The 13,665-nt window shown below is 51.8% G+C and carries 9 protein-coding genes; all 9 read right to left on the reverse strand.

What is annotated here, in order from left to right; translation table 11 throughout:
* Positions 1 to 33: 33 nt before the first annotated feature.
* On the reverse strand, positions 34 to 1,344 hold the full coding sequence (locus BN2762_RS05480) for an ABC transporter substrate-binding protein (RefSeq protein WP_055106021.1): 1,311 nt from the start codon (positions 1,342 to 1,344) through the stop codon (positions 34 to 36).
* 114 nt (positions 1,345 to 1,458) lie between these two features.
* The gene (locus BN2762_RS05485) at positions 1,459 to 3,192 is read right to left on the reverse strand and encodes a cache domain-containing sensor histidine kinase (RefSeq protein ID WP_055106022.1); all 1,734 of its coding nucleotides are present in this window, start codon (positions 3,190 to 3,192) and stop codon (positions 1,459 to 1,461) included.
* A 119-nt stretch (positions 3,193 to 3,311) separates the two neighbouring features.
* Positions 3,312 to 4,157 (reverse strand): carbohydrate ABC transporter permease, encoded by an 846-nt coding sequence (locus BN2762_RS05490; RefSeq protein WP_055106023.1) that lies wholly within the window; start codon positions 4,155 to 4,157, stop codon positions 3,312 to 3,314.
* Entirely contained in the window at positions 4,154 to 5,110 is a 957-nt protein-coding gene (locus BN2762_RS05495; RefSeq protein WP_055106024.1) for a carbohydrate ABC transporter permease, read from the reverse strand. The genes BN2762_RS05490 and BN2762_RS05495 overlap by 4 nt, the downstream gene beginning before the upstream one ends.
* An 890-nt stretch (positions 5,111 to 6,000) precedes the next feature.
* Positions 6,001 to 7,998: a methyl-accepting chemotaxis protein gene (locus BN2762_RS05500; protein WP_055106025.1), complete on the reverse strand. Its 1,998-nt coding sequence runs from the start codon at positions 7,996 to 7,998 to the stop codon at positions 6,001 to 6,003.
* Positions 7,999 to 8,564: 566 nt separating this feature from the next.
* Positions 8,565 to 9,980, reverse strand: coding sequence for an argininosuccinate lyase (gene argH, locus BN2762_RS05505; RefSeq protein ID WP_055106026.1), 1,416 nt, complete (start codon positions 9,978 to 9,980; stop codon positions 8,565 to 8,567).
* 153 nt (positions 9,981 to 10,133) lie between these two features.
* Positions 10,134 to 11,369 carry an argininosuccinate synthase gene (locus BN2762_RS05510; protein ID WP_055106027.1) on the reverse strand — a complete coding sequence of 412 codons (1,236 nt, stop codon included), beginning with the start codon at positions 11,367 to 11,369 and terminating at the stop codon, positions 10,134 to 10,136.
* Between the two features lie 75 nt (positions 11,370 to 11,444).
* Complete coding sequence (gene argF / locus BN2762_RS05515; RefSeq protein ID WP_055106028.1) at positions 11,445 to 12,410, reverse strand: ornithine carbamoyltransferase; 966 nt, start codon at positions 12,408 to 12,410, stop codon at positions 11,445 to 11,447.
* A 1-nt stretch (position 12,411) separates the two neighbouring features.
* Positions 12,412 to 13,650, reverse strand: a complete 1,239-nt coding sequence (locus tag BN2762_RS05520) for an acetylornithine transaminase (protein ID WP_055106029.1) — start codon at positions 13,648 to 13,650, stop codon at positions 12,412 to 12,414.
* Positions 13,651 to 13,665 lie beyond the last annotated feature (15 nt).

The following is a 13,665-nucleotide window of genomic DNA, read 5'->3' on the forward strand; positions in this document are numbered from 1 at the left end:
GGTTGTTCAAATTAAAAATAGAGGTTGTTCATCTTATTGTTCGTATTCTTGCGCTGCCTTCTTCAAGGACTCGTAGGCTTTCTCCGGCGTTGTTCTGCCGAAGCTCAGCTCATCGCGCACAAGCGGGAAGTCTTTATCGATGAAGTTTACCCAGCCTTCCGGCCCCGTCGTAAAGGTCTGTCCGTCCGGAGTCGTTGCGTCGATCAGCTTCATGCCTACTTTCTCGCCCTCAGGCAGGTTCGGAATCAAGCTTTCTGCGATTTTCGTGTTGGCAGGTACACCGCGAGCCGTTCCTAGAACAGTTCCTGCCTCTGGATCGTTAATGAACCAGTCGATGAATTTCGCCGCTTCCTCCTTATGCTTCGAGTTCGGAGACAAGCTGAGGAACATGGATGGCTTCAGCCAGCCTCCCGCTTCCTCGGCGCGCGGCATCGTTACGAGATCAAATGCCCCTTCCTTCATGCTGTCCCAAGTCGTGTAGTTGTTGGAGAAGGAGTAACGGAACAATACTTTGCCGTTAACCAACAGGTCAGCTGTCGGATCCATTTCCTTATCGGACGCGTTCAAATCGGCTGGAGGTACCAAGCCCTCGTTGCGCAGCTGCTCGAACTTTTTGGTCCATTCCAGGAACGTCTCTTCATCGATGTTGAATTTGCCATCATCGGTAATCAGAGTGCCTTTGCCTTTAGCATAGTGATAGGCACTGAACATGAAGTAGTTGCCGGCATAATCCAAGGTGAAGTATTGGCCTTTTGCCAATTTAGGCTTCACTTCTTCCGCAAGCGCGAAGAAGTCGTCCCATGTCCAGCCGTTCTGAGGCGGTGTTACGCCCATTTTTTCCAATGCTGCCTTGTCGTAGATCATACCGAACGCAACCGAACCCAGCGGTACGCCATATTGCTTGCCGTCTTTCTGGCCGATTGGCAGAAGGCTTGGCGTCAAGTCCTCCAGGTTAACCATGGAATCCAGCGCTTCCAGCTGGTTGCGGGATGTCCAGTCTGAAATCCAGCCTGGATCCATTTGGATAATATCCGGTTCGTTATGAGCCGCTGCCTGCGTGGACAGTTTATCAAGATAGCCGTCCATTCCTGAGTATTCAGGCTCGAAGGTTACATGAGGGTTCTTCTCCGTGTACAGCTCAAGCGCCTTCAGCGTCGCTTCGTGACGCGGCTGGGATCCCCACCACATAATCCGCAATTTTACTTTGTCTGAAGCTGAATTGGATGCAGCCGGAGTATCGCCTGCAGCTCCTGCATTATCTCCTTTTCCGCCGCCACATGCCGCCAGCAGCAAGGAGCATACCAGCAATACTGCGACTATCTGGAATCGCTTCCATTTCATCATGTTGACTTACCCCCTAAGAAAAATATATTGTAGTCAATATTTATCCTATCAACTCCATATAGTTTGGAGTATAAGAGAGATGCACAATTTATTATAAAATCGTCCGATTATCTTTTATTTTTTCCCTGGAGCCTCCTCAAGCCGCGGGAAGGTCAAAGACACCACCGTTCCTCCCTGCCCGCCGTCCGCAAGCGCGATGTCGAAACCCTTGCCGAAATACGCCGAAAATCTTTCCCTTACGTTCCGTATACCGTAGCCGCCCTTGCGCCGGTTATTCCCCTTGTCATGATTATGAGACAAGCCGATGCCGTCATCCTCGATGATGATGCGTACGCATTCGCCCTCCTCGGCCACTTGAATAGCGATACTGCCGCTTTGCCTTGAATTGAAACCATGGATGATTGAATTTTCAACAAAGGGCTGAAGCGTCATCTTCGGAATGTACAGCTTCTGCACCTCCGGGGACGCCTGCACCTCGTACTCGAGCCCGTCCTCCCATCTCAGCTGCTGAATTTCCAAATAACAGCCCACATGCGTCAGCTCCTCGCCGATCGTAATAAAGCTTTCTCCATGGGACAAGCCGATGCGGAACATGCGGCCCATCAGCTCCAGGATACGGCTCATCTTGTCCTGGCCTTCCGCGATCGCCATCCAATTGAGCTGATCCAGCGTATTATAGAGGAAATGCGGGTTAATATTGGCCTGCAGCGCTTCAATTTCGGCCTTGCGCTGCTGCTCGTAGCGCTCGGCAAGCGATAGATAAAGCGCCTCAATCCGTTCATTCAGCCGGCGATAGCCTGCAAACAGAACGCCGAATTCATTCGTGTAGTCGCTCGTCAGCTCTGGCTGCTCTCCCCCGACGACATAAGTCTTCATCGCCTTCACCAGCTGGGCAATCGGCTTCATGAACTGCCGGCTTAACCAGAGCGTTAGCAGGAAGGCCAGCACCAAGGCACCGATGCCGATCGAAATGATCGCCCCGGCCAGCTTCACGCTGCCCGCCGTAATCTGCTTCCATGGAGTAATCTCGACGAGCATCCAGTCAGAATCTGCTACTTTGGAATACACGATCAGATTCTCGACGCCGTGCGGCTGTGTATGCAAGCGAAAGACCCCGGATTCGCCAGTAAACCGCGGATCGGACTCCAGCAGTCCCGCTTCCTTCATCGGCTTCCCGACACTGAGCAGCTCCCTGCCGTTGCTATCCAATAAGATGCGGTTCGAATCCTGAGAATATCCCTCAAGCATGCTCCGGATCCAATCAGCCTTCACATGGATGACAAGAATGCCCATAAACCGGGTATTGTAATAAATTTTCCGGGAGAAGCTCAATACGGACGCCTCTCCTTTAAAAGTTGAAATTTGATGCTCCTCCGACCAGGCGAAGTCGTTCTTCTCCAGAGTCTGATACCAAGCCTGCTTCTCCGCTTCATCCAATTGATGAAACTGGATATAGCTCTGGTGGTCGCCCCATTGCGGCTGCTCCAGATACAAGTCGATCGCCTGTATTTGCGGAATCGAATAAGTAAGGTGAGCGAGAGCCTGCTGAATGCCCATCGACCTGCGGTAACGGTCGAACTCATCGTCCTTGCCTGACAGGAACGTAAGCAAATCGCTGTCCCTGGAGGTGGTCAGTGAGACCTGCTCGATGGATGTAAGCCTGCCCGTAATTTCATTATTCAGCTCCTCCAGCAGCCTTTTCTGGTAATAAGACGTATTCTCGGCCAATTCGCGGGAGGAGATTGCATAGCTAATCCACACCGTGCTGGCCAGTACAATGGTGATCAAGCCGGCAAAACAAACGATGAACAGAAGATCGATACGGTATTTTTTGAATGGATTGGTCATGAGGACGTCCCCTTTTCCCTAAGAGTCCAGAAAAGCAACCGCAATTATAATCAAGAAAAACATTGAAGCTGTACAAGCCTCAATGTTTTCTCATTTTAAACTATTTGGTTACTTGCTGGCTAGCCTTTAATTCCCGTAGTGGCTACACCCTCGACAAAATACTTCTGAGCGAAGGTAAACAGCAGAGTTGCCGGCAGAATGGATACGAGCGACATCGCCAGCAGTTGTCCCCATTCGGCGCCGCCCTGGGCGTCATTGATCATCCGCAGAGCCAGTCCTACTGTGTATTTATCGACAGAGTTAATGTATAGGAGATGTCCGAGGAAATCGTCCCAGTTCCACAGGAAGCAGAAAATGATCACGGTCACGATCGACGGCTTCATCAAAGGCATGATGATTCTCCAATAAATACCAAACCAGCTGCAGCCGTCGATTTTTGCAGATTCATCCAGCTCCCGCGGAATACCGCGAATGAATTGAATGAGCAGGAATACGAAGAAGGTTCCTCCCGCTCCCCCCGCGAGGGCGTGGGGCACGATAAACGGCAAATACGTATTGACCCAGCCGAACTGATGGAACATCGCATACTGTGGAATGATGAGCACCTGTCCCGGCAGCATCAGCGTTAGCATGAGCAGGGAGAACCAGAAGCCCCGCAGCGGGAAGTCCAGCCTTGCGAAACCGAAGGCAACAAGCGTACTGGAAATCACCGTCACAATGATAACTGCGATAATCAGATAGAAGGTATTCACATAGAAATCGGTAAACGTGAATCCCGGAACCGAATGCCAGCCTTTTACATAGTTAGACCACTGGGGCACGGTCGGGAAAAGCGATGGCGAGCTCAGCTCCTGGTTGCTTTTCAAAGAAGCGCCGATCCACCAAATGACCGGATAGACCATAATCAAGCTGAATACAATAAGCATCGCATGGCGGATCAAGCTTTTCCATTTTGACTTGGTCATCTTCTCTTTTTCCCTCCTTGGCTCTCGGATTCGTAGAATACCCAGTATTTTGACGTAAGGTTAATGGCGACGGCAGCAGCAACGATCATCAACAGCATAATCCAGGCCAAGGAGGAGGAATATCCGAGCTGATAACGGCTGAACGCCCGTTCATACAAGTAAAGCGCATACACATAAGTGGAGTTCATCGGCCCTCCGGCGGTGATTACGTAAGCAGGCGTAAACACCTGGAAGGAGTTGATAACCCCCATAATGAGGTTAAAATACAGCGTTGGCGACAGCATCGGCAGCGTAATTTTGAAAAATTGCCTTACCTTGCCCGCGCCATCCACAGCCGAAGCCTCGTAAAGATCATTCGGGATCTGCTTCAAGCCGGCGAGGAAAATAACCATCGAGGATCCGAATTGCCAGACGGACAATACGATCAGCGACCATAGCGCCGTATCCGGGTTCGTCACCCACCCCGTGCCCGGTATGCCGAAGACGCCGAGGATTTTATTAAAGAAGCCGTCCACGCCGAAGATATTTTTCCAGAGCAGGGAAACCGCGATGCTCGCTCCGATGAGGGACGGGAAATAAATAGCCGTCCGGTAAATCGAGATCCCGCGAACCGCCTTATTCAGCAGCATGGCCACCAGCAGCGCTGCAATGAGCTTGAGCGGCACCGAGGCCAGCACGTAATAGAACGTGATTTTGATCGATTGGACGAATTTCTCATCCGCTGTGAAAATACGGTTGTAGTTCTCCATGCCGATCCATTCGATCGGCTTCATTAAAGTATAGTTGGTGAAGGAATAATATAAGGACAACAGCATCGGGTAGGCCGTTAACGCCAGGAAGCCGATGAGCCACGGGGAAATGAATAAATAACCTGCAATGGGAGAGTCCCAACGCTTGAGAAATGATTTTTTACGCACAGGCGTCCCGGTAGCTAAAGGTGTCGTTCGTTCCATGTGTTCACTCTCCTTTTCTGTACTTTTAGTATAGATGGAGAGCCCCTGAGAGCTACAGGAGACAATTGCTCAAAATCATTCAATATTTTCAGAATATTCGAAATGCAGTGAATTAGAAAAACCATCCGGCAATTTGAATTATCTCCGGACGGTTCTTTAGATAGGGCGAATCTGAATTGTAACAGCTCTAAAATCGGCACATGGGCGGATATACGTTTGATGCCCTGTACATTGGGATAGTTCGTACTCTGCACATTAACACATTAGGGCTCCTGTACATTGGGATAGTTCGTACTCTGCACATTAACACATTAGGGCTCCTGTACATTGGGATAGTTCGGACTTCTCACATAAGCACATTTGTAAAATTCACATGGGTTCCGCTGAGAGAGTTGTACACAGAGATCATGCACATAGACAGTTCGCTCTGAGTGCTCTACGCATAGAGAAGTATGCACAGGGAGCAGGGGCATAATGTGCAATGCCTATTTACGCGCCAGGTCCGGTTTAACTGGATTTTTTGTGACTATTTTAGTTCCATCAGAACAGTGACGCCAAATAGCTGTAATTCGTGTATCTAAAGCATCGCTTTTTGACCTTCTCCCCCGTATACCTAACTTTAACTACAAGAAATCCAACTAACTGTACATACAGCGGTAGAGTGAAGATTTTAATTACAACAAATCCAGTTTTTTGCGTATGCCCCTGCCAAACCTCACCAACCCCTGCCGTTCCCTGCCATTTCCGCCAATCCCTATCACTCTACCAATCCCTACCAAACCCTACAAAGCTCCGCCAAACCTCGCTAAGCTCCACCAAACTCCACCAAACTCTACCAAGCTCTGCAAAGTCCTACAATGTCCTACAATGTCCTGCCAAGCCCAGCCAAATTAAACTTTGAAATGCTCGATCTTGCTCTGCATATCCGCAGCCATACGAGCCAGGCCGTCGGCGGCAGACGATATTTCCTCCATGGAGGCCAGTTGTTCCTGCGTCGCAGCCGTAACACTTTGGAAGGAGTCCAGGCTCTGCTGCGAGGTTTGCGAGATATGCTTTACAGAATTGGCGATTTCCTCCGCACTCGCCGACATTTGCTGTGTAATCGCAGATACGTCGTGAATTTGCTCCGTAATATGCCGTGTCGAATCCTGGATTTGCTGGAATGCATTCTGAGCTTCCGCAGTTACAGTGATCCCCCGCTCCACGTTGGCTGCGACCTCTTCATTCATGACTGCATAGACCTGCTCCGTCAAGCTGGTCATTTGCACGATTTCCTCACCGATTTGCTCCGCCGTCATTCTGGACTGCTCGGCCAGCTTCCGCACTTCTCCGGCCACGACGGAGAAGCCTCTTCCTTCCTCGCCGGCACGCGCCGCTTCAATAGCTGCATTCAACGCCAGCAAATTCGTCTGAACGGCGATATCCGAAATCGCGGTACTCATTCCGGCAATGCGAGCGCTAAGCTCGTTCATCTTATGCATCAGCTCGGCCGATTGCCCTGTCGACCGGCGGATTTCCTCCATCTGCAGCCCGACTTGGTCTACCTTTTCGCTGCCATAACGGACATCCTCCACCGTTTTAGAGGATGATTCGACGATAGCCCCCGAAGCTTCGGCGATTTTATAAATGCCCTGGGACATTTCCTCCATCGTCTTGGCGCTTTCCATCGAGACCTCAGCCTGCTGCTCCGCCCCCTCGGAGGATTCCTGTACCAGATTAACGACATGCTCCACCGTTTTCGCATTCTGTTCCGTACCTGCCGTCAGTTCTTCACTGGAAGCAGCAAGCTGGCTGGAGACCTCGGAAACGTCTATTACCATCCCGCGGATCGAGGCGACCATCTCAATATAGTTTTCGGCCAATTGTCCGACTTCATCTCTTCGTTGAATATGAACCTTCTCATTCAGATAACCTTCTCCTACCCGCTTGGCCGAACGGTTCAGCTGCTCGATCGGACGCGTCACACTGCGAATGATCAGGAATAGCACGATTCCGGAGACAATAAGAGCCACGCCAAGCACAATAAGGGACGTCCAAAAGATAGGGGCGGTTGCTTTATCGAATTCATTCATTTGAAGCACTCCGACAACCTTTAGTCCCGTAAGCTTATTGGTTACAACATAGCCCCGTTGAGGATATCCGGTCAGCTCATTCTCAAAGTCGATAAAGCCCGACTCCATTGCCAGAATTTGCGGAATATATTCCCCCTCAGCTTTTTCCCCGGCCTCATAATCCGGATGATAAGTATAATTGCCGCTGCGATCCAGCAGGAAGACGAACCCTTCACTGCCGATCTCAACATGTTCAGTGAACTCATTGATTACTGCCATATTATAAGATACCGTTATAGCTCCTTGACCATCCGAAAGAGCCCGGCTGATGAACAAATTATGATTTCCCGAGGTCGCTGATTTGAAGGGATCAATAATAACTGTATTCGTCGGGTCCGCAAGCGCGGCTATATACCAGTCCCGGACGGTCGGATCATATTCATGCGGCCCTGGATCAGGTGCCTTCATAAAGGCTTTGTTATTGTTTCCAACAGTAAGCAGTTCAAGCTCAGGATGCTTCTCCATGAACAGCTCCATCAAAGCCTGCACCTCAGGAGATTTGGCGTCAATTTGCTGTGAATTGATCTGCATAGCCAGCTGCTCTATATTCCGGACCTGCGCGCCTATAGCCAAATCAAGAGATTCATTCATCAGCTCGACGCTGGTTTTGGCAGAATTCTCAATCTTCGATACCAGTTCATGCCTCGCGCTCGTTATACCAGAAAACACGATGACTAGATTGGGTACGACCAACATGATAGTAAACACCAGCAATAACCGATTACGAAGTGACCTAAACTCGAGCATTTGGCGCAAGCCCGACCATACTTTTCCCATTTTCTTCTCTCCCCCAAGATCTTGTGTATGTACTGCTAAGCTGTTGTGAATTCAACGGTTGTCGTTTTTCTGCCTAAGCCATCCAGCTCACCCGCCTTAATACGACTTGTAATCGTCCCCCTTAAAACATTTAATTCTCTGATGCTGCGGCATTGTTTTATTCCCATCCAAATTTTTTCTGTCTTAAGCATTGGTTGGACGCAGGCTTTCTCGTCTCCAACTAGATCGAAACAACTAGGATTTTTGCAAAATTTTATTAGTCAATGACTCTATATATTTATTTTCGACAAAAAAACGATAATTTTTTTATACCTTTTATGAAAATATTCAGAAAAGAAAATATATTTGCCGTATTTTCATTTATTTTTCTTCAAAAACTCAGGAAAATCCCATGAACTATTGAAGGCGAAAAAAATACAGATCATCTTTTCCGCAGCAGGGTAGGGAAGGTTTGATAGCATAAAACTTAGAGGGATTTCTACTCTGCTTGATGGGCAAGTGAAAAGAGCAGGCCTTGTCCCGTGGACAAAGCCTGCTCTTAGATCTGATCTTACAAAGCATATTTTTTATTTGCTTTTATTCAAAAATTCCTGAACCCATTGTCCGGTAGCCTGCAATTTCTCTTCGGCCCGGCCGATTGCCGCCTTCACTTGGCTGGTCGCTGTACCGCCATAGACGTTGCGGGCGTTCACGACCGTTTCCGGCTGCAGCACCTCGTAGATGCTCTCATCGAACAGCGGAGAGAACTGCTTGAATTCCTCCAGGGAGAGATCCAGCAAGTATTTATTGTGCTGGATACAGTACAGCACCGTCTTGCCGATGACTTCATGCGCCTGACGGAACGGCAAGCCCTTGTTCGCCAGGAAGTCAGCGATATCGGTCGCGTTGGAGAAATCCTTGTTCGCAGCCTCGCGCATCTGCTCCTTATTCACCTTCATCGTAGCAATCATCGGGGCAAACAATTGCAGCGCCCCCTGCAGCGTGGCCACCGTATCGAACATGCCTTCCTTATCCTCCTGCATGTCCTTATTGTAAGCCAGCGGCAGGGATTTCAGGACGGTCAGCAGGCCCATCAAATTGCCGTAGACGCGGCCGGTCTTGCCGCGGACAAGCTCGGGCACGTCCGGATTCTTCTTCTGCGGCATAATGCTGCTGCCTGTACAGAAGGCATCGTCCAGCTCGACAAAGCGGAATTCGGTGCTGCTCCACATGACCAGCTCCTCGCTCAAACGGGACAGGTGCATCATCAGGATCGAGGCATCTGCCAGGAACTCAAGGATAAAATCACGGTCGCTGACCGCATCCAGACTGTTCTCGTAAACGCCGCCGAAGTTCAGCTGCTCAGCCACGAAATGGCGATCGATCGGAAAGGTCGTTCCGGCCAAGGCTCCCGCGCCGAGCGGCAGGACGTTAATCCGCTTGTAGCTGTCCTGCAGACGCTCGATATCGCGCTGGAACATCGAGACGTAAGCGAGCAGATGGTGAGCGAACAGAATCGGCTGAGCCCGCTGTAAATGGGTATAGCCTGGAACGATCGTATCCAGATTGGCCTTCGCTTGCCCGATCAGGGCCTCCTGCAGGTCGTGCAGCAATCCTACGAACTCGACGACCCGCTTGCGCAAATACAGGTGCATATCCGTCGCCACCTGATCGTTGCGGCTGCGGCCCGTATGCAGCTTGCCGCCGACCGGTCCGATTTCCTCGATCAGGTTCTTCTCGATGTTCATGTGAATATCCTCGTCCGCGACGGAATATTCCAGCTCACCGTTGCGGATTTTTTCAAGTACGGCTTGCAATCCTTCCTTAATCCTTGCCGCATCCTCCTCAGGAACGATCCCGCACTTGGCCAGCATCGTCACATGCGCCAGGCTTCCCTGCACATCCTCCTCGGCCAGCGCCTTGTCGAATCCGATAGATGCGGTATATTCTTCAACTAATTTGTTGGTCTGCTTCGTAAAGCGGCCTCCCCACAGCTTGCTCACCTGTTTCACTCCTTATCTATTTCAATGCTCTTACGGGCAATCCCTAATCATATTCAAAGACGCAGGCCGTTTTCCATATTGATGTTCAACATGTGAAAAACGGCCGCAGACAGAATTCAATTAGAGCCCATTGTAAGTCCGGGATAAATCTTTTTACTTGCCGCTTTGCTCAACACCAGAGCTCACTTTGAGGCGCAGTGCGTTCAAGCGGATAAAACCGGTCGCATCCCCTTGATCATAAGCCTCGGTCGGATCGGCCTCCATGGTGGCGATGTCCGGATTGTAGAGACTGACCGGGCTTTTGACGCCGGCTGCGATTACGTTGCCTTTGTACAGCTTCACGCGTACCGTTCCGGTAACGTTCTTCTGGCTCTCTGTTACGAGCGCTTGAAGGGCAAGACGCTCCGGCGCGAACCAGAAGCCGTTGTACACAAGCGTGCTGTAACGGGTAATCAGACTGTCGCGGAGATTCATCACTTCACGATCCATGGTGAGGGATTCCATTTTGCGGTGGGCCGCGAAGAGGATCGTGCCTCCCGGCGTCTCATACACGCCGCGGCTCTTCATGCCGACGAAGCGGTTCTCGACCATGTCCACCCGGCCGATGCCATGCTTGCCGCCAAGCTCATTCAGCTTCTCCATGACGCCTAACGGGTCAAGGCGCTGTCCATTCAGCCCGACGCAATTGCCCTGCTCGAACTCCAGCTCCAAATATTCCGGCTGATCCGGCGCATCCTCAGGAGATACGCTGAGCAGGTACATGTCCTTGCTCGCCTCAGCGCTGGCATCGTACCAAGGATCCTCCAGCACACCGCTCTCATAGCTGATATGCAGCAGGTTGCGGTCCATCGAATAGGATTTCTCGGCGGACGCAGTGACCGGAATTCCGTTCTCCTCGGCGTATGCGATCATTTCGGCGCGGCCCGGGAAGCGGTCGCGGAACTCGTTCAGGCGCCATGGGGCGATCACCTGGATTTCCGGAGCGAGACCCGCTGCAGCCAGCTCGAATCTTACCTGGTCATTCCCTTTGCCCGTAGCGCCGTGTGCGATAGCCATAGCGCCTTCCGCCCGGGCGATTTCAACCATGCGCTTGGCAATCAGCGGGCGGGCGATGCTCGTACCGAGCAGATACTGCCCTTCGTACATAGCCCCGGCCTGGAACATCGGGTAAATGAAATCTTTGGCGAATTCCTCGCGAAGATCGTCGATATACACTTTGGAAGCTCCGGTAGCCAGCGCTTTGGCTTCCAGTCCGTCCAGCTCCTCCTTCTGGCCGATGTCCGCCGTGAAGGCGATGATTTCGGCATCGTATGTTTCCTTAAGCCATTTTAGAATGATTGATGTATCCAAGCCGCCTGAGTAGGCGAGCACAATTTTATTCTTTGCCATAATTGATTGATCCTCCTGTTTCTTTGGTAACCCTGACGAGGTACTGTAATACGGTGTAAAATGCCCGATCTATAATTATGATCCGATCAGCGCCGCCATCAGCGCTTTCTGAGCATGGAGACGATTCTCCGCCTGGTCAAAAATAATCGAGTTCTTGCCGTCGATGACCCCTTCGCTCACTTCCTCGCCGCGATGGGCCGGCAAGCAGTGCATGAACAAGTAATCCGGCTTGGCATGCTGCACCAGCTCTTCATTGACCTGGTATGCGGCAAAGGCTGCCTCACGCGCCTTCTGCTCCTCCTCGAAGCCCATGCTCGCCCAGACGTCCGTGTAAATAACATCCGCCTGCGCTGCGGCAGCTTTAGGATCACGAACAACCTCCACGGTTGCTCCGGTAGCCCCTGCGATTTGCCGCGCTTCCTCCGTAATTTGCGCACTTGGCTCGTAGCCTTCAGGGCTTGCCACGGAGACATGAACCCCAAGCTTCGCGCAGCCGAGCATCAGGGAATGAGCCATATTGTTACCGTCCCCGATGTAAGCCAGCTTAAGGCCCTTCAGGGCTCCCTTGTGCTCATAAATGGTCTGCAGGTCCGCCAGCACCTGGCAAGGATGCGCCAGATCGCTGAGTCCGTTGATGACCGGCACAGTCGAATAGCGAGCCAATTCGATGACATTCTCGTGGCCGAACGTGCGGATCATGATACCGTCCAGATATCTCGACATCACCGCAGCCGTATCGGCGATCGTCTCACCGCGGCCAAGCTGGATATCATTCTTGCTCAGGAACAAGGCGTGCCCGCCCAGCTGATAGGTGCCGACCTCGAAGGATACCCGCGTCCGCGTGGAGGACTTCTCAAAAATCAGCCCGACGGTTTTCCCCTTCAGCGGATGGTAGACCTCGCCCCTCTTCTGTTTTCCCTTGATTTCGATCGCCAGGTCGAGCAAATATTGAATTTCTTCCGTCGTATAGTCGGTAAGCTCGATAAAATCACGGCCGCGCAAATCAAATGTATTCTGCTTCGTTCCTTCTGATAAACTCATATTACGCTTCCTCCTTGGATGTATGGGCGGAAATGATCGCAGACAGCGTATCGACAGCCTGGTCGATCTCCTCCCGGCTCACGTTCAGGTTCGGCAGCAGGCGAATCACATTCGGCCCTGCGGTCACGAACAGCAATCTCTTCTTCTGGCCCTCGGTGACCAGGTGCGCTACCGGTTCGGCGCATTCAATACCGATCAGCAGGCCTTTACCGCGGATCGCCTTCACGAACGGTTCATCCTTAAAAGCATCCTGAAGCTGCTCCAGCAAATACTTGCCCATCTCCTCTGCACGCTGCGGAATGCTGTCCTCAAGCATCGTCTCGATCGTCGCGATGACCGCAGCCGCTGCTACCGGGTTGCCGCCGAACGTCGACGCATGACTGCCCGGCGAGAACGCTTCGCGGAGGTATTCCTTGGCGAGCATTGCCCCGACGGGCAACCCGCTCGCAATTCCCTTCGCAGAGGTAAAGATGTCCGGCTCAATGCCGTAGTGCTCGTGCGCGAACCATTTGCCCGTGCGGCCCATGCCCGTCTGCACTTCGTCTACGATCAGCAGAAGCCCCTCTTTCTTACAAAGCGCGGCCAGCTCTTGGACGAAATCCGGATCTACCGGATATACGCCGCCCTCGGCCTGAATCATCTCCAGCATGACCGCTGCCGTATTCGGCCCAATGGCCTCTTTCAGCGCGCCCATATCATGCAGCGGCACCGTCTTGAAGCCTTCCGGCAGCGGGAGGAAGCCTTCCTTCACCTTCTGCTGTCCTGTTGCCGTCAGCGTCGCCAATGTCCGGCCGTGAAAAGACTGCTGGAATGTAATAACCTCATAACGGTCAGTCCCTTTGATCTTCTGATGATAGCGGCGCGCCAGCTTGATAGCCGCTTCGTTCGCCTCGGCCCCGCTGTTGCAGAAAAACACGGCATCGGCACAAGTGACCTCTGTCAGCAGCTGCGCAGCCTTCTCCTGCTGCGGAATATGGAACAGATTTGATACGTGCCACAGCTCATCCAGCTGCGCTTTGACCTTAGCCTTCACTTTCTCGGGAGCATGCCCCAAATTCGTGACCGCAAGTCCGCTCATAAAATCGAGATAACGATTCCCCTGGTCATCCCACAGCCAGCTGCCATGCCCTTTGACCAGACTGATCGGATAGCGGGCATAGCTGGGAAATAACGCGCTTTTTTCCGCTGTCGTGTCCGCAGCCTTAGATGCCTGTGCTTCTTTAAGATCACTTTGTGCCATCGCTTGTCAACTCCT

It is taken from the genome of Paenibacillus ihumii, assembly GCF_001403875.1.
In the GTDB taxonomy this organism is placed as follows: Bacteria; Bacillota; Bacilli; order Paenibacillales; family Paenibacillaceae; genus Fontibacillus; species Fontibacillus ihumii.